The organism is Nocardia sp. NPDC050718, assembly GCF_040654235.1.
Taxonomy (GTDB): Bacteria; Actinomycetota; Actinomycetes; order Mycobacteriales; family Mycobacteriaceae; genus Nocardia.
Window position 1 is genome coordinate 419441 of record NZ_JBFAHQ010000005.1, and the last position, 25386, is coordinate 444826.

At 69.5% G+C, this 25386-nt stretch carries 25 protein-coding genes and 1 tRNA gene; 15 read left to right on the forward strand and 11 right to left on the reverse strand.

Translation table 11 applies throughout. From position 1 onward, the window contains the following. Positions 1 to 54 precede the first annotated feature (54 nt). Together AB0H54_RS24675 and AB0H54_RS24680 are read right to left on the reverse strand one after the other, a co-directional pair. Positions 55 to 1008 (reverse strand): serine/threonine dehydratase, encoded by a 954-nt coding sequence (locus AB0H54_RS24675; protein WP_357348189.1) that lies wholly within the window; start codon positions 1006 to 1008, stop codon positions 55 to 57. Between the two features lie 17 nt (positions 1009 to 1025). Next, the gene (locus AB0H54_RS24680; protein WP_357348191.1) at positions 1026 to 3092 is read right to left on the reverse strand and encodes a cytochrome c oxidase assembly protein; all 2067 of its coding nucleotides are present in this window, start codon (positions 3090 to 3092) and stop codon (positions 1026 to 1028) included. 135 nt (positions 3093 to 3227) lie between these two features. Here AB0H54_RS24680 and AB0H54_RS24685 point away from each other — a divergent pair. The 3 genes from AB0H54_RS24685 to AB0H54_RS24695 all read left to right on the forward strand — a co-directional run bounded on the left by AB0H54_RS24685 (position 3228) and on the right by AB0H54_RS24695 (position 4339). Further along, positions 3228 to 3301 (forward strand) — tRNA-Arg (locus AB0H54_RS24685). 266 nt (positions 3302 to 3567) lie between these two features. Continuing rightward, positions 3568 to 4071, forward strand: a complete 504-nt coding sequence (locus tag AB0H54_RS24690) for a DinB family protein (RefSeq protein WP_357348193.1) — start codon at positions 3568 to 3570, stop codon at positions 4069 to 4071. Between the two features lie 55 nt (positions 4072 to 4126). Continuing rightward, complete coding sequence (locus AB0H54_RS24695; RefSeq protein WP_218720840.1) at positions 4127 to 4339, forward strand: hypothetical protein; 213 nt, start codon at positions 4127 to 4129, stop codon at positions 4337 to 4339. A 60-nt stretch (positions 4340 to 4399) separates the two neighbouring features. Here the strand turns inward: AB0H54_RS24695 and AB0H54_RS24700 are convergent, their stop codons facing one another. From AB0H54_RS24700 to AB0H54_RS24710, 3 genes are all read right to left on the reverse strand, one after another. After that, positions 4400 to 4579: a hypothetical protein gene (locus tag AB0H54_RS24700; protein WP_357348195.1), complete on the reverse strand. Its 180-nt coding sequence runs from the start codon at positions 4577 to 4579 to the stop codon at positions 4400 to 4402. 90 nt (positions 4580 to 4669) lie between these two features. Continuing rightward, complete coding sequence (locus AB0H54_RS24705) at positions 4670 to 5008, reverse strand: hypothetical protein (RefSeq protein WP_357348197.1); 339 nt, start codon at positions 5006 to 5008, stop codon at positions 4670 to 4672. Positions 5009 to 5225: 217 nt separating this feature from the next. Continuing rightward, complete coding sequence (locus AB0H54_RS24710) at positions 5226 to 7085, reverse strand: cellulase family glycosylhydrolase (protein ID WP_357348199.1); 1860 nt, start codon at positions 7083 to 7085, stop codon at positions 5226 to 5228. Between the two features lie 104 nt (positions 7086 to 7189). Here AB0H54_RS24710 and AB0H54_RS24715 point away from each other — a divergent pair, with 104 nt between their 5' ends. From AB0H54_RS24715 to AB0H54_RS24735, 5 genes are all read left to right on the forward strand, one after another. Continuing rightward, complete coding sequence (locus AB0H54_RS24715) at positions 7190 to 8140, forward strand: LysR substrate-binding domain-containing protein (protein WP_357348201.1); 951 nt, start codon at positions 7190 to 7192, stop codon at positions 8138 to 8140. Positions 8141 to 8373: 233 nt separating this feature from the next. Beyond that, positions 8374 to 9744 (forward strand): ATP-binding protein, encoded by a 1371-nt coding sequence (locus AB0H54_RS24720; RefSeq protein ID WP_357348203.1) that lies wholly within the window; start codon positions 8374 to 8376, stop codon positions 9742 to 9744. Positions 9745 to 9806: 62 nt separating this feature from the next. Then, the gene (locus tag AB0H54_RS24725) at positions 9807 to 10682 is read left to right on the forward strand and encodes an ABC-2 family transporter protein (protein WP_357348205.1); all 876 of its coding nucleotides are present in this window, start codon (positions 9807 to 9809) and stop codon (positions 10680 to 10682) included. Then, a complete protein-coding gene (locus AB0H54_RS24730) occupies positions 10675 to 11508 on the forward strand; it encodes an ABC-2 family transporter protein (RefSeq protein WP_218720845.1) in 834 nt (277 codons plus the stop codon). Before AB0H54_RS24725 ends, AB0H54_RS24730 begins: the two co-directional genes overlap by 8 nt. Positions 11509 to 11510: 2 nt before the next feature. Further along, on the forward strand, positions 11511 to 12506 hold the full coding sequence (locus AB0H54_RS24735) for an ATP-binding cassette domain-containing protein (protein WP_357348207.1): 996 nt from the start codon (positions 11511 to 11513) through the stop codon (positions 12504 to 12506). Position 12507: 1 nt separating this feature from the next. Here AB0H54_RS24735 and AB0H54_RS24740 read toward each other — a convergent pair whose 3' ends face one another. Then, a complete protein-coding gene (locus AB0H54_RS24740; RefSeq protein ID WP_355276904.1) occupies positions 12508 to 12816 on the reverse strand; it encodes a hypothetical protein in 309 nt (102 codons plus the stop codon). Positions 12817 to 13184: 368 nt separating this feature from the next. Here AB0H54_RS24740 and AB0H54_RS24745 point away from each other — a divergent pair, with 368 nt between their 5' ends. Further along, positions 13185 to 13715 carry a DUF4254 domain-containing protein gene (locus AB0H54_RS24745; protein ID WP_355276901.1) on the forward strand — a complete coding sequence of 177 codons (531 nt, stop codon included), beginning with the start codon at positions 13185 to 13187 and terminating at the stop codon, positions 13713 to 13715. Positions 13716 to 13718: 3 nt separating this feature from the next. Here the strand turns inward: AB0H54_RS24745 and AB0H54_RS24750 are convergent, their stop codons facing one another. From AB0H54_RS24750 to AB0H54_RS24760, 3 genes are read right to left on the reverse strand one after another with little or no spacing between them, the layout of a single operon-like run. Then, the gene (locus tag AB0H54_RS24750; protein WP_355276899.1) at positions 13719 to 14027 is read right to left on the reverse strand and encodes a hypothetical protein; all 309 of its coding nucleotides are present in this window, start codon (positions 14025 to 14027) and stop codon (positions 13719 to 13721) included. After that, positions 14028 to 15176, reverse strand: coding sequence for an acyl-CoA desaturase (locus tag AB0H54_RS24755; protein ID WP_357348210.1), 1149 nt, complete (start codon positions 15174 to 15176; stop codon positions 14028 to 14030). 41 nt (positions 15177 to 15217) lie between these two features. After that, on the reverse strand, positions 15218 to 16309 hold the full coding sequence (locus AB0H54_RS24760) for a ferredoxin reductase (protein ID WP_357348212.1): 1092 nt from the start codon (positions 16307 to 16309) through the stop codon (positions 15218 to 15220). 170 nt (positions 16310 to 16479) lie between these two features. Between AB0H54_RS24760 and AB0H54_RS24765 the strand changes: the two genes are divergently transcribed. Next, positions 16480 to 17100, forward strand: a complete 621-nt coding sequence (locus AB0H54_RS24765) for a TetR family transcriptional regulator (RefSeq protein WP_355276893.1) — start codon at positions 16480 to 16482, stop codon at positions 17098 to 17100. A 125-nt stretch (positions 17101 to 17225) separates the two neighbouring features. On the opposite strand, the gene AB0H54_RS24770 is transcribed toward AB0H54_RS24765, so the two are convergent. Beyond that, complete coding sequence (locus tag AB0H54_RS24770; RefSeq protein ID WP_357348214.1) at positions 17226 to 18560, reverse strand: MFS transporter; 1335 nt, start codon at positions 18558 to 18560, stop codon at positions 17226 to 17228. Between the two features lie 114 nt (positions 18561 to 18674). Here AB0H54_RS24770 and AB0H54_RS24775 point away from each other — a divergent pair, with 114 nt between their 5' ends. Both AB0H54_RS24775 and AB0H54_RS24780 read left to right on the forward strand, forming a co-directional pair. Then, positions 18675 to 19229, forward strand: a complete 555-nt coding sequence (locus AB0H54_RS24775; RefSeq protein WP_355276889.1) for a PadR family transcriptional regulator — start codon at positions 18675 to 18677, stop codon at positions 19227 to 19229. Continuing rightward, positions 19226 to 21256 (forward strand): NADPH-dependent 2,4-dienoyl-CoA reductase, encoded by a 2031-nt coding sequence (locus AB0H54_RS24780; RefSeq protein ID WP_357348217.1) that lies wholly within the window; start codon positions 19226 to 19228, stop codon positions 21254 to 21256. The genes AB0H54_RS24775 and AB0H54_RS24780 overlap by 4 nt, the downstream gene beginning before the upstream one ends. A 112-nt stretch (positions 21257 to 21368) precedes the next feature. Here AB0H54_RS24780 and AB0H54_RS24785 read toward each other — a convergent pair whose 3' ends face one another. Continuing rightward, a complete protein-coding gene (locus AB0H54_RS24785; protein ID WP_357348219.1) occupies positions 21369 to 22445 on the reverse strand; it encodes a phosphotransferase in 1077 nt (358 codons plus the stop codon). 231 nt (positions 22446 to 22676) lie between these two features. On the opposite strand from AB0H54_RS24785, the gene cmrA reads away from it, so the two are divergent. The 3 genes from cmrA to AB0H54_RS24800 all read left to right on the forward strand — a co-directional run bounded on the left by cmrA (position 22677) and on the right by AB0H54_RS24800 (position 25370). Next, on the forward strand, positions 22677 to 23480 hold the full coding sequence (gene cmrA / locus AB0H54_RS24790; RefSeq protein WP_355276883.1) for a mycolate reductase: 804 nt from the start codon (positions 22677 to 22679) through the stop codon (positions 23478 to 23480). A 154-nt stretch (positions 23481 to 23634) separates the two neighbouring features. Further along, the gene (locus tag AB0H54_RS24795) at positions 23635 to 24936 is read left to right on the forward strand and encodes an alanine racemase (RefSeq protein ID WP_357348221.1); all 1302 of its coding nucleotides are present in this window, start codon (positions 23635 to 23637) and stop codon (positions 24934 to 24936) included. Positions 24937 to 25037: 101 nt separating this feature from the next. Further along, a complete protein-coding gene (locus AB0H54_RS24800; RefSeq protein ID WP_357348223.1) occupies positions 25038 to 25370 on the forward strand; it encodes a hypothetical protein in 333 nt (110 codons plus the stop codon). Positions 25371 to 25386: the final 16 nt, after the last annotated feature.

The window sequence follows — 25386 nt, forward strand, 5'->3', positions numbered from 1 at the left end:
GGCGGGCGCGGACGCGACTGGGGACAACCTCGACGGTTGTGGAGATCTCCTGTGTCAGAGCACGGGGAGTTCGGTGTTCGCCCCGCACAGGACGACGATCGGGCGCACGCCCGGGTCCGGGCGGTAGACACCGCTCTGCACCGCGGCCAGCGCGGCGGCGCCTTCCAGCTCGACGACGACGCGGAATTCGCGCCACAGGTACTCCCTGGCCGCGGTGATCGCGTCGTCGGCCACCGACAGGGCGGGCATCCGATGCCTGCGCGCGATGTCGAAGGCGATCTCGCCGACCCGGGTCGCGCACAGCAGCTCGGTGGCCCTGGCCTTCGCGTCGATGTCGACCGGCCTGCCCGCGGCCAGCGCGGCCGAGAGCGCGGGGGTGTGTTCGGACTCCACGCCGACGATCTGCCTGCGCCTGCCCAGCGCGGCGCCGAGACCGGCGATCAGCCCGCCGCCACCGATCGCCGCCAGTACCGGCGGCCGCCCGCGCACCTGTTCCTCCAGTTCGAGGCCGATCACGCCGGCGCCCGCCACGACGGCGGGCATGTCGTAGGCGTGCAGGTGCTGGGCGCCGCGTTCGGCGGCCAGCGTCACCGCCCTGCGCTGCGCCTCGTCGTAGCTCGTCCCGTGCCAGAGCACCTCGGCGCCGTGCGCCCACATCGCGGCGACCTTGGTGTGCGGGGCCGACTCCGGCACCACCACCGTGCAGGCCTTGCCCAGCTGCGCGGCGGCCAGCGCGACCGCGATCCCGGCATTGCCACCGGACGCGACGACGACGTGATCGGCGCCCTTGTCCGCGGCCAGCAGTGCGTTGAGCGCGCCACGCACCTTGAATGTGCCGCCGTGCTGCAGGAACTCCAGCTTCAGCGACACCGGGACGGCGCCGTCGGGCCCGTCGACGGTCGTGTGGAACACCGGGGTCTTGCGCACCCGGCCCGACAGCCTGCGCCGCGCCGCCCGCACATCCGTGCGCAGCACGCGATGCGGTTCGGCGCGCTGTGTCGCATTCACCGGCACACCGCAACCACTCACTGACGCACCTCGCCGTCGCGACGCGCCAGCTCGGCGTACATCGCGTTGTAGGCGGTGAGTTCGGCGTCGTTGTCGCGGTCGGCGGCCCGGTCGGTGCGCTTGGCCAGGCGCTGATCGCTGCGCGACCACTGGATCAGCAGGGCCAGCATCACCACGACCAGCGGCACCTCGCCGCTGGCCCAGGCGAAACTGCCGCCGTTGCGCTGGTCGGCGAGCAGATCGATGTTCCAGCCGAGGCCGAGGGTGCGGTAGAACCAGCCGCCGAGCACGGTGTTCATGCTCATCAGCGCGATGCCGAAGAAGGCGTGGAACGGCAGCGTGCCGAACACCATGGCGAGCTTGGTCAGCGGCGCCACCTCACGCGGCTTCGGATCGATGCCGATCACCACCCAGTAGAACAGGTAGCCGCTGATCAGGAAGTGCGCGTTCATCATCAGGTGCGCGGCGTGCGAATCGACGTAGGTGTCGAAGATCCCGCCCAGGTACAGCGCGTAGAACCCGGCAACGAAGATGATCGACGCCACGACCGGCTGGGTCAGGAACCGGGAGACCGGGTTGTGCACCGCGGCCAGGATCCACTCGCGCGGACCCGGCACACCCTCGCGTCCGGCGGGCGGCAGCGCGCGCAACGCCAGCGTCACCGCGCCGCCGAGGGCGAGCAGGATCGGCGCCAGCATCGACAGCGCCATGTGCGCGCCCATGTGCACGCTGAACATGGCGGGCGAGTACCGGCCGACACCCGAGGACGTGGCCAGCAGCAGCACCAGGCAGCCGCTGCACCAGGCGATGGTCCGCCCGATCGGCCAGGCGTCGCCGCGCTTGCGCAGGCGGTACACCCCGAGCAGGTAGAGCGCCGCGAGCACGATCGCGAGGGTGCCGAAGATCAGGTCGAAGCGCCAGTCGAACAGCAGTCGGCCGACCGTCGGCGGCCCGGCCAGGGTGTAGCCGAGTTCCACTTCCACCGGCGTCGGGATAGAAGTGGGCGGCGGGGGCGGGGTGCGCCCGAGGCCGACGGCCAGGCCGATGGTGGCCGCGAAGATCAGCATCTCCACCCCGGCGAAGCGGATGAGTGCCCTGCGGTCGCGCGGATCGGCGGCGAGCGCGGGCAGCGCGGCCCGACGCTGCAGATAGCCGAGCACGCCGAGGACGAGCAGCGCCGCCACCTTGGCCAGCACCAGCTTGCCGTAGGTCGTGCTGAACAGGTCGGCGGCGGGCAGCCGGACCCAGGCGTTGACCACGCCGCTGAGACCGATCACCACGAACGCGATGGTCGCGGCGACCGAGAACCGCCGCGCGGCGACATCGGTGCCCGCACCGCCGCGCAGGGCGTGCGCGAGCACGGCGATCAGGCCGCCGACCCAGACCGCGGCCGCGACCATGTGCAGGATCAGCGAGTTGGTGGCCACATCGTGGGCGCCGCCGGAGGACGAATGCCCGGTCAGCGCGAGCGGCATCATGGTGATCAGTGAGCCCGCCAGCAGCAGCGGCGTCCAGCCCCAGCGCAGGGCCAGGCGGCAGCCGATGGCGACGATCAGCGCCAACAGCGTGGTGGTCCGCCACGCGCCGGCGACCTCGACCTGGGCGATCACCGGCCACAGCACCTCGGGCCGCCAGATGTCACCGACCGGCTGGCCGGTCGTGTCCGAGACCGTCAGCGGCACCAGGAGCGCCGCGCAGCCCGCCCAGACCAGCGCGGCGTCGGCGGCCCGGCGCACCGCGCGGTAGCCACCGGCTTCGAGCAGTCCGCTGTCGCGGGGCGGCAGCAGGAACGCGGCGAACAGCAGCGAGCCGACGGTCACCGCGGCGGCCAGATCGGCCACCGCCCGCAGCGCGGGCAAGCCATATGTTGTCAACGGCCCCGGATCGGGTATACCCAGCAGACTGAGGGCCTGCGCCGCCGACAACCCGACCACGATCGCCGCGACGACCGCGGCCATCGCCCCGGCGACGACGCTCAGTACCCCGAACGTCGCGGCGTTCCCTGTCGGCGCAGCCCGACCCGCTTCCACCGGTGGCGCGCCGTCCACGGCGGGTCCAGCGGAACGGTCCTGCGATAACGACATGACAACGAGGGTAGTTCGACCTGCCCGGAGCCGACCCGATGGGGCGGCGCTGCCGATCCCAGCACTCGTTCTGGTCGGTCGCTATACTTTTCGCGCTGGACACCGGCGCCGAGTTCGGCCAAGGTGGATGCCACTGCCTCCGTAGCTCAGTTGGATAGAGCAAGGGCCTTCTAATCCCTAGGTCGCAGGTTCGATTCCTGCCGGGGGCGCAGAACGGCCCTGACCTGCGTGTATTCCAGGTCAGGGCCGCATATGGCCCGGAGCGCCGGGCGCACCAGGTAGGGATTGCCCGTGGTTGGACCGGGCAGATCACCCCTTTCGGCGGCCGTGATGCTCGGCGACTCTCTCGAATTCCGAAATCCTGCGGCCCCCGCCGTGCCCGGCCATCGGCTGTTCAGCCCTCCCGAATCGATCGCGCGCCGTCGCGTGGCATCGATCCGAATCCCGAACCCTTCACCGAAAGGAGCGAAAACCCATGAGCACCAACGGAATTACCACCGGCAGCGAGCGGGCGATCATCGAGGATCTGCTCGACCGCAATCGCGCGGCACTCGTCGCGACCGCGCGCGGCCTGTCCGAGGCCGATGCCCGACGACAGCTCGTCGCCTCGCTGACGACACCGATCTCGCTGCTCAAGCACGCGGCGGCCGCGGAGCGGATCTGGTTCCAGCGGTTCTGGGCCGGTCTGGACGAAGCCGACTGTGACGGCTATTCGCGCCGCGACGAGGGCACCTTCGACGTCGCGGACGACGAGTCGCTGGCCGAGGTCATCGCCGAATTCGAGCGGGCGAGCGCGCGGTCACGGGAGATCGCGGCACGCTTCGCCCTCGACGACACCAAGATCAACCCTCGCGAGGGCGAGGTCAGCATGCGCTGGACGCTGCTCGCGATGATCCAGGAGTTCGCCCGGCACGCGGGGCACGGCGACATTCTCCGCGAGCAGATCGACGCGACGGGAGCGCGCGCGCCGATCGCGTGACAGCTCGGAACGCGCCGCGCTCGCGCGGACGCCGCCGATGTGCATAATCGAACACATGTGCGAATCCATCCGGCCCTATCTGCGTGCCGGCGTATGGACCGAACCGTCGCCGCGCTTCTGCCCGAACGGGCACCGGCTCGGGGCCGGGCGCGCGTTGGTCGTCGCGATGCCGTGCCGCCGGATCGGCGGTCACCACCGGGTCCACACCTGTCTGGCCTGCGGTGCCGTCACCTACAGCCCGCCCGCGCACAACGACTGCGAGCACTGAGATCCACACGCCGGGGCGCGCCGCCCCCGGCCCGCCGGAGCGACCTGACCGCGCGCAGCCTCAGTGCGAGTAGTCCCGGAAGGTCATGACACCGCCCACCACGACGATGATCGCCGTGAGGATGTAGACCGTGACGCGGAACCACGTCGGACCGTAGTAACTGACTGCCATCGACGCGCCGAGCGCCGCGAGAATCATCACCACGCCGTAAGCGGGCGTGCGCTGCTCCCTGTCAACCATTCCTCCAGTGTCCGCCGACGACGCGGCGGTGCCAATGCCCGCGACCGGGCCGACGCCGGAGCGCCACACCACCGTGCCCGACGGCCACGCTCACCGCGCCCCACCGACGGCGACGCCGGGCGCGGGCAGCCGCATCCGGTTGCCCACCGGGGCCGGGAACCACACCTCGGCCGACGCGGGCGCCGGACGGCGCCGGTGGATGCGCCGCCACGCCGTCGCGAACAGCGCCGCGGCGACGGCGAGCGCCACCACCACCGCGCCGATCGCCAGCCAGAGCGACACCGTCACCGCCGTACCCTCCCGCCCCGCGCCGCTGCGGTAGATGAGCACCGCGGCGGCCACCGGCCCGGCCATTCCCCCCGCGGCGATCGTCAGCAGCATCGCGCCGGTGAGCAACTCGACCACCCGCAACGGCCGCCGCGTCCGCACCCGGACTGCGCGATGGCTTCCTCCCAGCGAACCCCATGATCTCCCGACCAACGCCACAGCCAGCCCCTTCCGCTCCTCTGCCAACACCTGCATTCGAACCGGACACTGCACGGTATACCGCTGCTCGACCGCCGGACGAAAATGAAACCGAACAGTTGCCGAGTTAGACGGCAGCAACCATGCAGCGATCTAGGTGTTGGCGCGAACGAAAGAGTGCTCAGCGCAGGGCGCGGCAGTACAGCGCGTCGGGATGGGCGCCGCGGGCGTTGGCCCACGAGAAGGCGATGCCCGCCGCGTACTCGGTCGCCGCGCACTGGGCCTTGTAGTACCCGTGCGCGTAGTCGCCGCCTTCCCCGGAGGCGGGACGGCTGTCGCCGCGGTCGTCCCAGAGCGTGCGGCCCGCACCGGCCAGCGGCAGGCGGGCGGGTGCGCACAGGATGGCCGACACCTTGTCGCCGCGCAGGCTGTAGCCGATCATGAACTGCCCGTCCCGGCACTGGTACTTGGTGAAGCCACCGGCCCAGTCGGTGCTGACCCGCTCCGAGTCGACCTTCACGGCCGTGGTGCCCGGCTGCCAGAGCGCGCCCTCGGTGGCGTCGGTGCACAGCCCGCCCTGCCCGCGCGAGCTGATGCCGATCAACCGCTGATCATCGGGGCAGACGAGTTTGTGCGCACCGCTGTCCCAGTCGGCCGCGGCCCGCACCGAGCGGTTGTCGTCCTCGTGGATGCCGTTGAGCATCGACCAGGTCCGGACCGGCGCGACCGGCCCGGTCTTGCCGTCCGCGGCGAGCAGCCGGCGCACGTGCGCGGCGCGCCAGTCGTCGGCGTCGGTGACGCTGCGCAGGCCGCCCGCGGTGTCGTAGCGCAGCAGGCCCCACTGATTGCCCGCGTCGTTCTGGTGGAATCCGACGATCGGCCAGTAGGCGAAGTCCAGATCCTTCTCGACGAGGAAATCGACCATGGCACCGAACCAGGCGCGGTCCAGCGGCTCGGCGTCCTTGCCGATCCCGAATTCGCTGATCCACACCGGCGCGGTGAAATGCCGGTCCGGTGTGGTCGCGACGTACCCGGCGAGTTCGTTCATCGCCTGGAACAGCTCGGCGCGCGACAGATCGCGGAAGCGGGGGTCGGTGGTCTCGCCCCAGCCGGTCGCTCCGGTGTGATGACGGCCGATGTAGCCGTAGAAGTGCGCCGCGTAGACGACCTTGTGCGACTGCTTCAGCGTCACCGACAGCCGGTTCAGCGGCTCGAGCATGGGACGTTCGTGCGGGGTCAGATCGGTGGGGATGCCGATCCAGTTCAGGCCCTCGATCATCACCAGCAGATCCGGATTCGCGCCGCCGACGATGGCGTCGCCGGCCTCCTGGGCGGCGTCGTACCAGTCGTGGTTGTCGCCGAGGCCCCAGTTCGGGTCGTCCCAGGTGTCGCGGCGCACCTCGTTGCGCAGGTCGGCGCCGACGACGCCGGTGTTGCCCCGGTAGCGCGCGGCCATGAACGTCCAGTCGTCGATCCACTCGTCCCACGACTGTCCGGAATTCCAGCGCTCGTTGCCGTCGACGGCGCAGCACCAGCGGGTGGAGGTGGTGTGATTGTTGAGGATGACGGCGAGCCCGGCGTCGGTGAGCGCGGTGACCGCGCGATCGAACACCTCGAGCGGACGCAGCCCGTTGAGCTGCGGATTGGCGGTCAGCCCCTGCACCGGGCGGGCGTCGGTGATCATCTCGTTGGAGAACGGCAGCCGAATGCTGTTGAGCCCCAATACCTTGAAGTCGGCGATCAGGACATCCATCCGGACCCGGTCCAAGCCGAGCGGCGCCCGGTGCCCGTTCTCTTGTGCGAAGTTGGCGGCGTCGGTTTCGTCGTCGCCGCTGCCGTTCCAGGTGCCGCTTGACCCGTGCCAGTTCCCGGATTTGAGCTTCACCCGATTCCCGTTCGCGTCCACGATGTAGCGCCCGCTGGTGCTGAGCGGGCCGTGGATTCCGCCCGGATCGGCGACCGCGGGCGCGCTGTCGCGCAGAAGCGGAGTGAGGAGCGCCCCGAACAGGCAGGCGACGACGGCGAAGATCCTGAGCTGCATGCCGACGAACGCTAACGGACCGGAAATCCTCTGTGAAACAGCTGAATTTCACCGATTCATCGGATTCGGTTGTCAATCGCCGCACCCGCACTAGGCTGCGCGCCATGGAGGTGCACACCCGGCAGTTGCGATACTTCGTCGCGGTGGCCGAGGAGCTGAACTTCACCCGTGCCGCCCAGCGCCTGCACGTCTCCCAGCAGGGCCTGAGCACCCAGATCAAACAGCTGGAGCGAGAGCTGGATGTGGCCCTGTTCGCCCGCACCACCCGCACCGTCGAACTCACCGCCGCCGGCGCCGTGTTCCTCCGCGACGCCAGGGCGGCGCTGACCGGCCTGCACGCGGCGATCGAGCGGGCCAGGTCGACGCACCGCGGGGAACGGGATCGCCTGGTCCTCGGGCTGATGGAGGGCGGCGCCCTCACTCTCACCGAGCCGATTCTGTCGGCGTTCCGGGAGCGTCATCCCGAGGTATCGGTGGAGCTGCGGCATTTCAGCTACGCGGACCCGGCCGTCGGGCTGACCGACGGCTCGGTCGACGTCGCCTTCGCCCGGCGCCCGTTCCGCGACGACGGCGTGCGATTCGAGCCGCTGTTCACCGAACCGCTGATGGTGATGCTGCCGTCGAACCATCGGCTGGCCGACCGCGCCGAGGTCGCGGCGCACGAGCTGCTCGACGAACCGTTGCTCGGCGCCGCCACCGCGGATCCGATCTGGAATGCCTACTGGGAGCTCGCCGAGCATCGGAACGGGCTGGCCGCGCTCGTGGTCGGCCGGTCGAGCTCCTTGCTCGAGGAGCTGAACAAGGTCGCGACCGGTGTCGGCATCGTGCTCACCGCGGCGTGCGCCAGGTGGGTCCCGTTTCCGCGGGTCCGGTTGGTCCCGGTCGCCGGAACCACGCCGAACGAGGTCGCGGTCGGCTGGCGCGCCGACCACGAGACTCCGCTGATCCGCTCGTTCGTCGAGATCGCCCGGTCGGTGCGCGACGCCAACCCCGACCTCGTCCGTGATCTCCAGGAACCCGACTTCGCGGACTGTTCGGTGCCACCCCAGCTCTGAGCATCGAACCGCCGTGACCTGCGGCGACGCCCCAGCACGACGGTGCGATGACAGCGACACGCCCGGGTACGGGTAACCTTCCCCCTCATGTGGATCATTCTCGCCATTTCCGTGGTCAGCTCCGTGATCATTGCGATCCTGTTCGCCACCGGCTTCCCGGAGCACTGACCGTCGCGGTAGCCGTCCTATAGCTGTCCGGCCCCGTTCGCGGGATGTGGTGAGAAGATGGCTGGGTGCCGAACAGTAGCCAGCCCAGTGCGCGGTCCGACGACGGCCGCTCGTTCGTAGTCGCCGACGCCACCGACAGCGCGCTGGTCGCCGGTTCGCTGGCCGTGGTCGTCGCGGCCGAGCGCCGTCAGCTCGTGCTCGTCGAGGAGCGGTCGGAGACGACCCCGGTTCGCCTGCGCGGCCGGTTGATCGGCGAATTGAACGACGACGGCATCGACGTCCGCGCCGGCTACGCCTTCACCGAGGGCACGGTCGAGATGGTCGACGCCGCCACGGTCCAGACGCTGCACGAGACGACCGGCGCGCTGCTCGAGGTCGGGGTGAACCTCACCCCGCCCGGCGGCCCGGCCCGGCTGCTGCCCAAGCGGTTCAACCGGCACACCTTCTGGTGCGGGCAGAGCGGGTCCGGCAAGACCTACGCGCTCGGCGTCGTGCTCGAGCAGGTGATCGCGCACACCGCGCTGCCCGTGGTGATCTTCGACCCCAATTCCGATTTCGTCCGGCTCGGCGAGATCGCCCCCGGTGCGACCGGCCCCACGGCCGACGCGTTGCGCGAGCGCGACATCCGGGTGCTGCGCCCGCATTCCGCGCACCCGCTGCGGGCCAGGTTCACCGCGCTGCCGCTGACCTCCAAGGCCGCGATCCTGCGGATCGATCCGATCGCCGATCGCGAGGAGTTCAACGAGCTGATCCACCTCGCCGACCAGCTCGCCGCCGCCGAACTCGAGGAAACCCTGCCGTCGCTGCTGCGCTCGGAGTCCGCGGCGCAGCGGCGCCTGGCGATGCGCATCGAGAACCTCGGGCTGCACGAGTGGGAGGTGTGGGCCCGCCAGGACCGCGCGGTCACCGAGGTCGTCGAGGAACGCCCCGACGCGACCGTGCTCGACCTGGGCGGATTCTCCACCGCCGCACAGCAGCTCGTGGTCGCGCTGGCCCTGCTCGACGACCTGTGGGCCCGCCGCGAGGAGCGCCGCCCGATCCTGCTCGTCATCGACGAGGCGCACAATCTGGCCTCGCCCCGGCTGGATTCCCCGATCGCGATCGCGGTGCGCGAGCGGTTGATCCAGATCGCCGCCGAAGGCCGCAAATTCGGGCTGTGGCTGCTGCTGTCGACGCAACGTCCGTCGAAGGTGCACTCCGGCATCATCTCCCAGTGCGACAATCTCGCGCTGATGAAGATGACCTCCCCGGTCGACCTCGCCGAACTCGGCACCTACTTCGGGTACGCGCCCTCGGCCCTGCTCGGCCGCTCCCCCTGGTTCCGCCAGGGCGAGGCGCTGTTCGCCGGCGGTTTCGTCCCGGCGCCCGCGCTGGCCAAAGTGAGCGCGCGGATCACCCCCGAGGGCGGCAGCGACGTCGGGGTTCCCCTGCGCTGAGCAGTCACGATCGTCGGCGTTTTCGTCCGGATCACAGTGGGGCCGCCTAGAGTTGACTGATTGTGCGGGGCGATGCGGAGGGGGACGGCCGAGTTGCCCTCGCGGTGCGCCGGTGCGCATTCCGTCGGCGCAGGCCGAGCGCCTTCGGCGTCTACTGGAAGCTGGCGCGGGCCGGATTCAAACGGCAGGCCCAGTACAAGCTGGCGATGTTCGCCGGGCTGTTCACCAACTGCGTGTTCGGTTTCGTCCGGGCGGCGGTGATGGTGGCCGCGGTCCGCGCGGCCGGTGATTTCGGCGGCTATGACGAGGGCACCATCGGCGCGTACGTGTGGCTGTCGCAGGCCTTGCTCGGCGCGACCCAGTTCATGGGACCGCCGATCGACCTGGTGGAACGGATCAAATCCGGTGACGTCGCGATCGATTTCCTGCGCCCGGTCGACGTCCAGCTCAGCTATCTGGCCACCGATATGGGCCGGGCGGCCTGCACCTTCCTGCCCCGCGGCGTGCCCAGCATCATCATCGGCGCCGCGACCTTCGGGCTGTCGATGCCGACGACGCCGGTGGCCTATCTGCTCGGCCTGATCAGCGTGTTGCTCGCGGTGGCGCTGTCGTTCCTGTGCCTGTTCGCGGTCGCGCTGATCGGGTTCTGGGTGGTGGAGATCCGCGGGATCCGGGTGCTGTACCAGATCGTCGGCACCTTCCTGGCCGGGCTCTTCGTCCCGGTCCACATGTTTCCCGACTGGTTGCGGACGATAGCGATGGCTACCCCGTTTCCCTCCATCCTCCAGGCACCGATCGATACGCTGTCCGGGCGGGTCGCCGGCATGGACGCCTTGCTCACTGTTGCGGCGCAAGGCTTCTGGGTGCTGGTGATCGGACTGCTCGGCAGGGTGTTGCTGCGGGCGGGACAACGCAGGTTGGAGGTACAGGGTGGCTGAACCCGATTCCGCGCGCATCGTGGCCGGGACCTGGTTCACCCCCTATCTCGCAGTATTGCGTTCGCGTGTGAAAGCACAGCAGGTGTACCGGCTCTCGTTCGCCACCGAGGTGTTCAGCGCCTTCCTGATCGGCCTGGTCGAGTTCGCCGAGGTGTGGGTCATCTTCCACAATGTCGGCACGCTCGGCGGGCTCGACACCAACGCGGCGCTGCTGCTGTTCGGGCTGTCCAACACCTCCTTCGCGCTGGCCCAGGTGCTGGTCGGGCACCTGGACTCGCTGCCGGCGATGATCCGGATGGGCACCCTCGACGCCTATCACCTGCGCCCGCAACCCCTGTTGCTGCAACTGATCACCAGCGATATCTCGCTGCGCAGGCTCGCGCGCGCCGCCGTCGCGGTGATCGTGCTCGGGGTGGGGCTGTGGCGCAACGAAATCGACTGGGGCATCGCCCCGGTTACCTTGATCGTGATCACCCTGATCAGTGGAATTGCCCTGTTCTGTGGCCTTTTCGTATGCGCGGCGGGACTACAGTTCTTTCTGATCGACGGTGCCGAGCTCACCAACAGCTTCACCTACGGCGGGTCCTTCGCCGCGATGCAGCCCGCTTCGGTGTTCCCCGCGCCGCTGAAGCTGTTGTTCGGGTTCGCGATTCCCGTCGCGTTCACCGCCTACGTGCCGACGATAGCGCTGCTCGGTCTCCCCGGACCGCCGCTGTTGCCCGCGTGGTCGGCCTGGTTGACACCGGTGGCGGCGGCATGGGTGTGGTTACTGGCCTTCGCAGCGTGGCGGATAGGAACGAGGCACTATCAGGGAGGAGGGGGATAGCGATGGAGGACGAGTACGGTTCCGCGGAGCCGATCATCGACATCGACGACCTCACCCGGCAGTTCACGGTCTACCGCAAGAACGGCAGCCGCTGGCGCAGACACCGGGACACCATCACCGCGGTCGACCGGATGAGCTTCCGGATCGAACGCGGCTCCGCGGTCGGCTATATCGGCGCCAACGGCGCGGGCAAGTCGACGACGATCAAGATGCTCACCGGCATCCTGGTGCCGACCACCGGCAGCGTCCGCACCTGCGGGCTGGAACCGGTGCGCCAGCGCAGGGAACTGGCCGCGCGGATCGGCGTCGTGTTCGGGCAGCGCTCGCAGCTGTGGTGGGATCTGCCGCTGCACGAGTCGTTCTCGATCCTGGCGGCGATCCACCGCCTCGATCCCGACATCGCCGACAAGCGCACCCACGAACTGGTCGAACAGCTCGAGATGGCCGACACCCTCGACACCCCCGTCCGCCAGCTCTCGCTCGGCCAGCGCATGCGCGCGGAAGTGGCCGCCGCGCTGCTGCATTCGCCGGAGCTGGTGATCCTGGACGAGCCGACGATCGGCCTGGACGTGCTGTCCAAACAACGATTACGCGAGTTCCTGCGCGCGGAACGGATCGAGCGCGGCACCACGCTGCTGCTCACCACCCACGACATGGGCGATATCGAACGGCTCTGCGATCGGGTCCTGGTCGTCGATCACGGCAGGCTGGTGTACGACGGTTCACTGGCCGGGCTCGGCGCCACCGTCGGCGCGCGCCGGGTGCTGGTGGTCGACCTGGCCGCGCCCACACCGGATCTCGACGATCTGCCCTGCGGGGCGCAGCTGCTGTCCAGAGAGGCGGGCGGCATGCGCCAGCGCCTGGCCTTCGACGCCGAACACACCACGGCCGCGGCGTTACTGGCCGCGGTGTCGGACCGGGCGCAGGTGCGCGACCTGTCGATCGAGGAACCGGGCATCGAGGACGTGGTGCGCCGGATCTACGAATCGGCCCGCTGAGTCAGCTCGGCGCGTTCGGCGTGCCGGAATACAGGCTGACCTCGCCGTTCTCGCCGAGGAACGCGTTGACCAGCATGATCCGCTGCGCCTGGAGGTCGCCGGGCTCCGGCGCGCTGGTGGTGATCGAGATCTGCGGTATCGCAGCCCAGTTCACCACGTAGCGTTCGGGCGGGCCGTCGTCGTCGGACAGGCGCGCGAGCCGGAACACCGAGACCGCGCGGCGCTCCATCAGGTCGCGCACGACGTCGGCGATTCGCTGCGGGTCTTCCAGCGCGAACAGGAACCCGAAGGTCAGTTCGGGTGAGGACACATAGGCCGGCACATTTATCGAGGTTAGTGCATGCGGCGGCATTCGCGGCGGGTACGGTCCCGCCGATTGCCGGGAATGTGCGGATGGGTAACACGGGAGACGTCTCGTGGTGACCCCGCCGTAACGGTGCATAACAATTTCCGCAGACCGGGCGATTTGTACACCATACTATTGCGCGGTCGCGCCGAATCGCGCTTTCCTGAGAGGGTCCCGATTTTTCCCCGGGTCGTCTTCCTCGCCGCAGCGTCGCGGATATTCGTCGACGCCCGGGCGGGGCTACGCCGGTGCCGGGGAGTGCACCTCCCCCGAATCCTCCCCGGCTCTGGCGTATCCAAGCACGAAATTCAGCGTATTCAGGGGCGTGCATCATGCCGTTCGATCCCGGCCATCGTGTGGATGCCACGCAATTCCCGCCGCCCTCGGCGCTGTTGCGGGCCTTCCTGGAATCCACCGACCCCGACCCGGCGCGGCACCGGGTCCTCGAGGCCGCGAATCGGCTGGCCCGCTGCCACGACCGCAGGCACCAGGCGATCGAGGCGGCCCGCGCGCCGGAGGCCACCAGCGGCCGGATCGCGGCGTGCGGCAAATTGATCGACCAGATCGACGGCGACCGCGCCACGCTGATCGACCGCATCGACGAGTGGGTCGCCGCCAATGTGGCGCACCGGGCCGGCGCCTCGCTGCACACCGAGACCCTCGGCGCGGTGATCGACCGGATGGCGGCGAAATGGATCGCCGCCCAGCGGGCGCTGGGCGGCGATCCGGTCGAGAAGACGACCCCGCGGCAGTGGGAGGCACGCACCCATCTGCACTGGTGCCGGCTGGCCGAATTGACCGACGGCTACCGGGATCTGATCACCGATGTCACCGAACACCGCAGGCGGCTGCCGGTGTGGTGAGGATCAGGCCTTGTCGCCGGGAACCGGCTCGGTGACCTCGGCGTCGACCTCGGCCTCGACGGGCTCGTCCTCGGTCTCGGCCTCGACGAACTCGGTGTAGGCGCGCTCGGCGTCGAGCTGCTGCTCGGCGTCGCGGCGCGCCGCCGCGGCGGCCTCGTTCATCTCGATCGCGTCGGTGATGAACTCACCGATCTCGCGCGCGACCTCGGCGACCGCCCCGGTGATCAGCGTGGCGATATTGCCGACGTGCCTGGCACCGGAGGACGTCAATTCCTGGACAAGATCTTTGTTGCTTTCGAATTTGCCGACCATTTACACGCCCACTTCGGTTGCCTTCCGATTACGCATAACGATAACACTGGGCTTGGGTGCCCTCTTGACGAAGCGATCCGGCACCGAGAGCAGGAAGATCTTGGCCCACACCGAGCCGATCTGCTTGGAGAAACGGCCGGTGTTGTACGGCAGGCCGTACTTCTCGGCCAGCGCCTTCACCTCGGGCGCCATCTCCGGGTAGCGGTTGGCCGGGATGTCGGGGAACAGGTGGTGCTCGATCTGGTGCGACAGGTTGCCGGACAGGATGTGGAACAGCTTGGAGCCCTTGATGTTGGCCGAGCCGAGCATCTGCCGGACGTACCACTCGCCGCGGGTCTCGACCTCGGTCTCCTCCTTGGTGAACGTCTGCACACCCGAGGGGAAGTGACCGCAGAAGATGATCGAGTAGGTCCACAGGTTGCGCACCAGGTTGGCCGCGGCGTTGCCGGCCAGGGTGTGGAAGAACAGCGGGCCGGTGAGCAGCGGGAAGGCCACGTAGTCCTTGACGACCTGCCTGCTCGCCTTCTTGGCCTGCCCCTGGAGCAGCGGCTTGATCTGAGCCCAGGTGCGCTTGCCCTTGACGATGTTGTCGAACTCGAGGTCGTGGAGCATCACGCCCCACTCGAAGAAGGTCATCAGCAGGAAGGCGTACACCGGGTTGCCCAGGTAGTACGGGTGCCACTTCTGGCCCTCGTCCATGCGCAGGATGCCGTAGCCGATGTCGCGGTCCATGTCGTGGACGTTGGTGTAGGTGTGGTGCATGTAGTTGTGCGAGTGCTTCCACTGGTCGGCCGGGCAGACCGTGTCCCAGTCGAATTCGCGGGAGTTGATGCCGCGCTCACGCATCCAGTCGTACTGACCGTGCATGACGTTGTGGCCGATCTCCATGTTGTCCAGGATCTTCGACACACCCAGTGCCGCCACGCCGGCCAGCCAGAACGGCGGCAGGAAGCCCAGGTACATCAGGCCGCGGCCGGCGATCTCCAGGCCGCGCTGGGTCTTGATGATCTTGTAGATGTAGTCGCGGTCGCGTTCGCCCAGATCGGCTTCGACGCGGGCGCGCAGTTCGTCGAGCGCCTGGCCGAGCTCCTCGACCTGGTCCGGGGTCAGGATGACCGGGCCGTCTTTGCCTTCGGTGAGGATCGTCATGGCTGTATCTCCCCTTGGTTCGGTTTCTCGGTACTCGGTGACTAGAGGGCGATGTCGACGTCGCCGACGGCCGTGTTCACGCAGATCTGGATCTGCTTGTCGGGATCGGCGTCGAGCTCGCCGGTGCGCAGGTTGCGGGTGCAGCCGGAGACCTTGGTCGCGGTGCAGGAGAAGCAGATGCCCATCCGGCAGCCGTATTCCGGGGTCAGGCCCGCCGATTCGGCCTGCTCGAGCAGCGACGCTCCGGTGTTGTCGGCGGCGACGTCGCTGCCGGAGAAGGTGATGGTGCCGGTGGCCTCGGCCGCGTCGGCCGGCACGGTGGTGAGGGTGAACTCCTCGCTGTGCACCCGATCGGCGAGACCCTCGGCCTCGAAGATCGTCTGCACGGCCCGCATCAGCGGCGGCGGACCGCAGACGAAGGTCTGCGCGTCGGCGAACCACGGCGCGACCCGCTCGAGCTCGTCGTAGTCGAAGAAGCCACTGCCGGTGGAGGTCTCACCGTCGACGACGGTGCCCGGCTCGACCGGGTAGCGGTACTCGATCCGGAAGTTCGGCCTGCGGTTGGCGATCGCGGTCAGCTCGGCCCGGTGCGGCACCATCTCGGGCTGACGCGCGTAGTGCAGGAAGGTGACCTCGCCGCTGAAGCCCTCGGCGTCGAGGGTGCGCAGCATCGACAGCACCGGGGTGATGCCGCTGCCGCCGCTGACCAGCAGCACCCGGTCCGGGCGACGCTCGGGCAGGGCGAACACGCCCGCGGCGGGTGCCAGGTCGACGACCATGCCCGGCTTAGCGTGTTCGTGCAGGTAGTTCGACACCAGCCCGCCCGGGTGCGCCTTAACCGTCAGCTGGAGGAAGCGGTCGCCGCGGCTCTCCGGATCGATCGGCGAGTAGCAGCGGGTGTGCCGGACGCCGTTGATGGAGACGCCGATCTGCACGTACTGGCCCGCGCTGTGGCCGCGCCACTGCCGGGAGGCGCGCAGGGTGAGCGTCACCGAACCGGGCACCGCGTGCGAGACATGGGTGACCTCGGCGCGCAGCTCCCGCGCGGTGAGCGCGGGCGAGACCAGCTCCAGGTACCGGTCCAGCGGATGCGGCGTCGTCAACGTCTGCACCAGGTCGATCAGTCCCACCATGCGTCTTGCCCCTCTGCGGAAGTTGTGCGGCATGCGATTCACATTTCAGTGCACGCCTGTACACTCACCAGTGTGCCGGATGGACCCAGCCCGCTGTCAACCGGCAAAGATGTGAGGCGGGCAACATATCCAGGGAAGCGACTATGGTGAACGGATGTATGCTCACCGATGTGACTGAGCAGGCAGGAACCCGCAACGAGCGCAAGGCGCACACCCGTGCGGCCCTCCTCGAAGGCACCCTGACGCTGGCCGCCGACCGCGGATTCGCGGCGTTGAGCCTGCGGGAGATCGCCCGCTCGGCCGGCATCGTGCCGACCGCGTTCTATCGCCATTTCGCCTCGCTCGACGACCTCGGCGCCACGCTGGTCGACGAGGGCGTGACGGCGCTGCGCCTGGCATTGCGCGAGGTCAGACGCAAACCGGACGCACATCTGGCCGATACAGTGCGCTTCGTGTTCGAGCAGGTCAGGGCCAAGCGCGCGCTGTTCGGCTTCCTCATCCGCGAGCGCCACGGCGGGCCCGCCCCGCTGCGCCAGGCGATCGCGATGGAGATGCAGCTGATCGTGCGCGAGATCGTGGCCGATCTGTCCCGGCTGCGCGCACTGGACACCTGGAGCACCACCGAGCTCGAGATCGCGGCCGACCTACTGGTCACCACGGTCACCGACGGGATCGCCGCCTACGTCGCGGCGACACCGCGCGAGGAGTCGGCGGTGGTCGAACGCACCGTCATGCAGATGCGCCTGATCGCGCTTGGCATCGGCGGCTGGGTTCCCAAAACCGCTGACTGAGGGATGTTTCCGGGGCTGTGGCCGCATGCGGTCCATGGTGTAACACACCCCACATGCCGCACAGCCGGAATTTCAGAGTACGGGCGTACACACAGTGCGGGCCGCCCCGTTCTGGTGAACCACCACTACGCCGCGGTCACCGTGGACGCGGGCGCGCGCACCGGCAGCAGGACGAGCAGACCCGCCGCCAGGACGACGAGCAGTCCAGCGATCCCGGCCCGGTCGCTGTGGAAGACCGACACGAACACACCGAACAGCAGGGGCGCGAGGAACGAGACCGCCCGCCCGGTGGTGGTGTACAGCCCGAACAGCTGACCCTCCCGCCCTGGCGGCGCCAGCCGCGCCAGGAACGAGCGCGCCGAGGCCTGCGCGGGCCCGACGAACACGGTGAGCGCGAGCCCGAAGATCCAGAACATCAGCGAGCCCGACACCACCAGCAGCACCAGCCCGCACGCGAGCATCCCGATCAGCGAGGCCACGATCACCCGCTTGGGCCCGAGGGTGTCGTCGAAGCGACCCGCCGCGATCGCCGCCGCGCCCGCCACGACATTGGCGGCGATGCCGAACAGCAGCACATCGGCGTCGGCGAAGCCGTAGACCTGCACCGCGAGCACCGCGCCGAAGGTGAACACCCCGGCCAGCCCGTCCCGGAAGACCGCGCTGGCGAGCAGGAACCACACGGTGTGCCGGTCGCGCGCCCACAGCTCGCGCACATCGCGCCACAGCACCCGATAGGAACCGAGCAGCCCGGCCCGCGCCGCGCCGGGGTCGGCGGTGGTGCGCGGGAGTTCGGGCACCGCGAACAGCACCGGCAGCGCGAAGACGGTGAACCAGACCGCCGCCAGCACGATGGCCAGGCGCACGTTGAGCCCCTGGTCGGTGGGCATGCCGAGTACGCCGCGGGTGTCGCCGTCCCCGGCCAGGAACCCCACGTAGCAGATCAGCAGCAGCACGATGCCGCCGAAATAGCCCATCGCCCAGCCGAATCCGGAGACCCGCCCGACCGTGGCCGGTGTCGAGACCTGCCGCATCATGGCGTTGTAGGGCACACCGGCCAGCTCGAACACGGCCGAGGCGAAGGCCAGCAGCGCCAGCCCGAGCCACAGATCGTGGTAGTCGTCGTGGACGAAGAACATCAGCGACATCGCGCCGACGGTGAGCGCGGTCAGGGTCGCCAGCGCTCGCTTGCGGGAGCCGACCGCGTCGAAGTACTGCCCGCAGACCGGCGCGGTCAGCGCGACGACCAGGCCCGCCGCCGCCAGCGCCCAGCCCAGCCAGGCGCTGGCCGGGGTGTCACCGGGCAGGTCGTCGCCGACCTTGTCGGTGAGATACACCGAGAACACGAAGGTCAGCGTGACGGCCTGGAACGCCGAGGACCCCCAGTCCCACAATCCCCACGCCACTACCTGCCCGCGCCCGGCCGCCTCGCCGACGGTCTCGGCCGCGTTCACCTCGGTCATGGCCGAAGCGTAATGGGGATCACGCCTCCCGGCAGGACACATCGGCGTTTCGGCACGCCGTCATTCATATGAACCTGGTTGCATAGTACCGAGCGTTCCGGATACCCTCGTCCCATGGCACTGGAGCACGCGCTGCTGGTCTCGCTCAGCGAACGGGCCGGCTCGGGCTATGAACTCGCTCGCCGATTCGACAAGTCGATCGGCTATTTCTGGAGTGCCACCCACCAGCAGATCTACCGGGTACTCAAGCGTATGGAGGATTCCGGCTGGGTGACCGTGGAATCGGTCGCCCAACAGGGAAAACCCGACAAGAAGGTGTACTCGGTGGCCGCCGCGGGCCGGACCGAGCTCGCCCGCTGGATCGCCGAACCCACCGAGTACAGCCCGTCCCACGACGAACTCGGCGTGAAGATCCGCGGCGCCGCGCACGGCGACATCGACGCCGTGCTGGGCGAGGTGGCCCGCCACCGCGCCCAGCACGCGCAGCGGCTCGACGAGTACCGCCTCAGCGAGAAGAAATTCTTCCCGGCGCCGGACCAGCTCTCCGGCGCCGCTCTGCACCAGTATCTGGTGCTGCGCGCGGGCATCCGCGCGGAGTCCGGCTACGTCGAATGGTGCGACGAAGTACTGCAGGCCCTGCGACCCCGAAAAGGTGACGACCTTCCATGACTTCCTATCCCCACCTGTTCGAGCCACTCGACCTCGGCCACACCACCCTGCGCAACCGGGTGGTCATGGGCTCCATGCACACCGGCCTCGAGGACCGGGCCTGGGACACCAACAAGCTGGCCGCCTACTTCGCCGAGCGCGCCCGCGGCGGGGTCGGCCTGATCATCACCGGCGGCTACGCCCCCAACCGGACCGGCTGGCTCGCGCCGTTCGGCGGCAAGCTGACCACCAAGTCCGAGGCCTACCGCCACCGCCGGATCACCAAGGCGGTGCACGACGAGGGCGGCAAGATCGCCATCCAGATCCTGCACGCCGGTCGCTATTCCTACATGCCGACCAGCGTCTCGGCCTCGGCGATCAAGTCCGCGATCAACCCGTTCAAGCCGCGCGCGCTCTCGGCCAAGGGCATCGAGAACACCATCGACGACTACGCGCGCTGCGCCGAGCTGGCCAAGTTCGCCGGCTACGACGGCTGCGAGATCATGGGTGGTGAGGGCTATTTCATCAACCAGTTCCTCGCGCCCAGGGTGAACAAGCGCACCGACAAGTGGGGCGGCACCGCCGAGAACCGGCGCAGGCTGCCCGTGGAGATCGCCAAGCGCATCCGCGCCGCCGTCGGCCCCGACTTCATCATCGTGTTCCGGCTGTCGATGGCCGAGCTGGTGGAGAAGGGCCAGACCTTCGAGGAGATCATCGCGCTGGCCCAGGAACTGGAAGCCGCGGGCGTCGACATCCTCAACACCGACATCGGCTGGCACGAGGCGCGGGTGCCCACCATCGTCACCTCGGTGCCGCGCGCGGCGTTCGTGGAGTTCACCGCCAAGGTCGCCCGCCGGGTGAACATCCCGGTCTGCGCGTCCAACCGGATCAACATGCCCGAGATCGCCGAGGAGATCCTCACCCGCGGCGACGCGGCGCTGATCTCGCTGGCCCGGCCGCTGCTGGCCGATGCCGAGTGGGCCAACAAGGCCGAGGGCGACCGCGCCGACGAGATCAACACCTGCATCGCCTGCAACCAGGCCTGCCTCGACCACGCCTTCGGCAACAAGAAGGTGTCGTGCCTGGTCAACCCGCGCGCGGGTAGCGAGACCACGTTGCAGCTGCTGCCGACCCGGCGCGCCAAGCGATTCGCGGTGGTCGGTGCCGGTCCGGCCGGTCTGTCGGCCGCGGTCAGCCTGGCCGAACGCGGTCACCACGTCGACCTGTTCGAGGCCGACGACAAGATCGGCGGCCAGTTCGACATCGCCCGCCGCATCCCCGGCAAGGAGGAGTTCGACGAGTCGATCCGCTACTTCCGCCGCAAGATCGAACTCACCGGCGTCACCCTGCACCTGGAGAAGCGGGTCAGCGCCGACGAGCTGATCGCGGGCAGGTACGACTCGGTGGTGCTGGCGACCGGCGTGCGCCCGCGTATCCCCAACATCCCCGGCATCGACCACCCGATGGTGCTGTCCTACGCCGAACTGGTGAAGGAGGAGAAGCCGGTCGGCAAGAAGGTCGCGGTGATCGGCGCGGGCGGCATCGGCTACGACGTGAGCGAATTCCTCACCGTCGAAGGACATCCCACCCTCAAGCTCGACGAGTGGAAGGAGGAGTGGGGTGTGGACTCCGAGGACGAGCAGGTCCGCGGTCAGCTCAAGCAGCCCAAGCCCTCCCCCGCCGCCCGCGACGTGGTGCTGTTGCAGCGCAAGTCGACCCCGTTCGGCAAGGACCTGGGCAAGACCTCCGGCTGGGTGCACCGCGCCGCGCTCAAGGCCAAGGGCGTCGAACAGGTCGGCGGCGTGAACTACGAGCGCATCGACGATCAGGGCCTGCACATCAGCTTCGGTGAGAAGCACGAGAAGCCGCGGGTGATCGAGGTCGACAACGTGATCGTCTGCGCGGGCCAGGAATCGGTGCGCGAGCTGGAAGAGCCGCTGCGTGCGGCGGGCGTGGACCTGCACCTGATCGGTGGCGCCGACGTGGCCGCCGAGCTCGACGCCAAGCGGGCCATCGCCCAGGGCACCCGCCTGGCGGCGCGCCTGTAACCGCAGACCCGGTCGTCCGACGCGAGGGACGATCGCCGCACCGCCCCGTACACCGAACTCGCATCCGGTGTGCGGGGCGGTGTTCTGCGTCCACGACGATAGGCGCGGATCGCTAACCGGCGGCCGTGTCGCGCACGAGGGCGCGCAAGGCACGTCCGTCCGAGGTCTGGAACCAGGACAGATGGCCGAGCAGCCAGTCACGGTAGGCGATCTCGGCATTGCGCGGCTCGGCGGCGACACTCAGGAAGTAGTCGATCTCCGACAGCTCGTAGCCGAGATGGACCAGCGGGAGGAGGTCGGCGAGCAGCACCTGTTCGGCGGCCGCGAGCGGCCGCTCGGATCGGTAGCCCTCGAGCAGCGCGCGCACCTGCTCCGCGCGGACGTGGGCAGGCCCACCGTCCCGCAGCGACACCCAGTCCACCGCAGCGCGTTCGATCGCGGTGGCGAGGTCGAAGACGGCCGTGGTGCGGTCGGCCAGGCCGAAGTCGAAGACCGAGGTGACCTCGGAGCCCGTCCAGAGCAGATTGGTCGCGTGCCAGTCGCCGTGCGTCCACAGCGGAGTGACTCCGGTGAGATCGACGCGCAGGTCCGGGATTTCGGCCCGCCAGTCCCGATCGGCGAGGAAACGGGCGACGGCGGGGCGGCGGGCGATGTGCCACTCGAAGGAACGCGCGACGTCGTCGCCGTGCAGGCCGGCGATCAGGGGCCGAGCCGGTCGCGCCGGAGCGTCGAAACCCGCTGCGGCCAGGTGCATCCGGGCCATCATCGCACCGGCGGCAGCCGCATCGGCGGTGTCACCGTACGGCGTCCAGGAGAAGTCGGCGCGATACCGGTCCTCGCCCACCCCCGCCCGCTGGACTTCGTAGACGAAGCCGGACGCGCCACCGACAGGCCGAGCGCCGAGAGTTGCCCGGACTTCGGGCACCGGGATGCCCCCGGCGCGCAGGTGCGCCATGAATCTGTGTTCCTCGGCGAGCGCGGCCAGGTCACGGAGGTGCAGCGGCAGCCGCTTCACCACGACCGTGGCCCCGTCACCCAATCGCACGCCCACCGTCGACGACAGCGGACGCGCACTGCGCCACACGATCTCGACGGGCTCGGCTCCGCCCCAGGTCGCCTCGACGGCCCCGGCGATCTCGTCCTCGGTCGGCGACGGCCAGGTCGGCGCGGCGGACGACTCATCGCCCATTCCGAACACCTGGTGTTCAGCCATCACGGCCACCGCCGATCGGCGGGTCCGGCCGGAAGACGAGAGTGCGCGGCGGCTCGAGGGTGCGCGGCGCTTCGGGATCGGCACAGCGGTTCGGCGATTCGGTCGTCATGGCAGGGGTCAGCCTAGGGCCACGGCGGACCCGATCGACTGAGCTCGGTGCGCGACGTGGCCACCGACCGGCCGGGACCGATCCCCTAAGCTCCCCGTGTGAGCTTGCCCTCCCCCACTGCAGACAATCGTGCCGTCGTCACCGGCGCGTCCTCCGGAATCGGCACCGCGCTGGCCGCCGAACTGGCCGGACGCGGTTACTCGCTGATCCTGGTCGCGCGGCGTGGTGAGATCCTCACCGAACTGGCCCAGCGGCTGACGCTGGCGCACGGGATCACCGCCGAGGTGCGCGCGGTCGACCTCGCCGACCGGACCCAGCGGGCGAGCCTGGTCGACGAACTCGCCGTGCGCGATATCGCGGTCCTGTGCAACAATGCGGGCATCGCCACCTTCGGCCCGGTCGCCGAGCTGGACTTCGCCTACGAGCGCGCGCAGATGGAACTCAACGCGACCGCCGTGCACGACCTGACCCTGGCCGTGCTGCCGGGCATGATCGAGCGCAAGGCGGGCGGCATCCTGATCAGCGGCTCGGCCGCGGGCAACATGCCCATCCCGAACAACGCCACCTACGCCGCGTCCAAGGCGTTCGCCAACACCTTCTCCGAGTCGCTGCGCGGCGAGCTCAAGGGCACCGGCGTCAACGTCACCCTGCTGGCGCCCGGCCCGGTGCGCACCGAGACCCCGGCGCCCGAGGACGCCTCGATCGTGGACAGGATGGTCCCCGACTTCCTCTGGGTCTCCTCCGAGTACACCGCCAAGGTCTCCATCGACGCGCTGGCCCGCAACAAGATGCGCATCGTGCCCGGCCTGATCAGCAAGGGCATGAGCGTCGCGGGGAACTACGGTCCGCGCGCGGTGACCGCCCCGATCGCCGGCGCGTTCTACAAGAAGCTGGGCGGCTGATCATCCCCTGACGGGTCGCCCGTGTCAGCAACCCGTCAGGAACTCCGCCCGGGTGGTCAAGGACTCGTCAATACCGAGTTCAGCGGCCCGCGCACGGCGTAGTCCTGGAATCGGCCCCGCCATCGGAACGCGGGGGCGTCCCCAGGAGACCACCGTGACGTTGCTCGACATCTTCCCGTCGTTGCGCGCGACCACCGTGCCGCGGCTCGACCCCGCTGTCTGGCCGGCCGACACCCACTACGACCAGGACGGCCGGATCACCCTCGGCACGGTCGCCCTCGCCGATCTCGCCGACGAGTTCGGCACCCCCGTGCACGTGGTCGACGAGGCCGAGGTGCGCGAGCGCTGCCGCGCCTACCGCAAGCACTTCCCCGATGCCGAGATCGTCTACGCGGGCACCGCGCTGATGGTGGGCGCGGTGGCGCGCTGGGTCGTCGAGGAGGGCCTGTCGGTGCAGGTCGGGTCCGCGGGTGAGCTGTCGGTCGCGCTGGCCGCAGGCATCGAGCCGCGCCGGATCGTGCTGCACGGCAACGGCAAGACCTTCGACGAGCTGAAGACCGCCGTCGGCTGTGGCGTCGGCCGCATCGTCGTCGGGTCGCTCACCGAGATCACCCTGCTGGCCGCGCTGGCCACCGCGCCCCAGCAGATCCTGCTGCGCGTCGCCACCGGGATCGATGTGCCCGGCGGCCCGCAGTTCGGCTTCCCGCTCGGCAGCGATTCGTTCGAGACCGCGGTCGCCCGGATCGCGACCCAGCCGAATCTCCAGCTCATCGGCCTGCACTGCCACCTGGGAGCGCAGATCCACAATCCGGACCACTACGGCGAGGCCATCCGCCGGATGGTCGGCGAGCTGGCCTGGATCGACAACGAATACGGCATGCTGCTGACCCACCTCGACATCGGCGGCGGGCACGCGGTGGCCTACCGCAGCGGCGACGCCGAACTGAACCTGCGCGAACTCGCCGACATCCTCGACGACGCGCTCGACGCCGCCTGCGCCCGGCACCGCTTCCCCCGCCCCGCGATCACCATGGAACCGGGCCGCGCGATCGTCGCCAGGGCGGGCGTCACGCTGTACCGGGTGCTCTCGATCACCGAGACGGCCGAGGGCGGGCATCGCGTGATCGTCGACGGCGGCAGCTGCGGTGGGCAGTGCCGCGGGCAGGGTGGCGCGCTGGTGGTCAACCGGCATCCCACCGGCGCGCAGCTGACGGCGTCGATCGCGGGCAGGCACAGCGAATCCGGCGAACTCATCGCCACCGAGGTACGGCTGCCTGCCGATCTGCGTCCCGGCGAAGTGCTCGCGCTGCCGTGCACCGGCGCGTACCACCACGGGCTGGCCTCGACCTACAGCACCGTCGGCAGACCGCCGATCGTCGCCGTCGCCGAGGGCCGCGTCCAGCAGCTCCGGCGCCGGGAGACGACGGCCGATCTGCTGATGCGTGAACTCGGCTGAACCGGGCATCGGGCGCCGTCAGGGGCTGGTGGCGACGCCCGTACCGAGCCTAGGATCGGACATGTCGGGGAAATCGAACAAATCCGACCGACGAGGCAGCCATGAAGACCGACACGACACATCAGGCAGGCAGGCGCCGACTGTTCCTGGGTCTCGCGGTAGTGGGTGCGACCCTCACCCTTCCGCTGACGGTGGCGGCACCCGCCATCGCCGCGCCCGCCGTCACCCCCGGCGTGGTGCAGACCGAGTATCCGCGCTGCGACGACTGGAACCACCGCGGCTGGGAGTACTGCGACCGCGACCGCGGCTACCGCTGTGACAACGACTGGTACGGCCGCGACCACCGGTACGACCGCGACTGGGAATACTGTGACCGTGGCCGCGGCGGCGGCTATCACAACTGGTTCCCCTGGGGCTGGTTCGGCAGCAGCTGAGACCCATCGCCCCGCA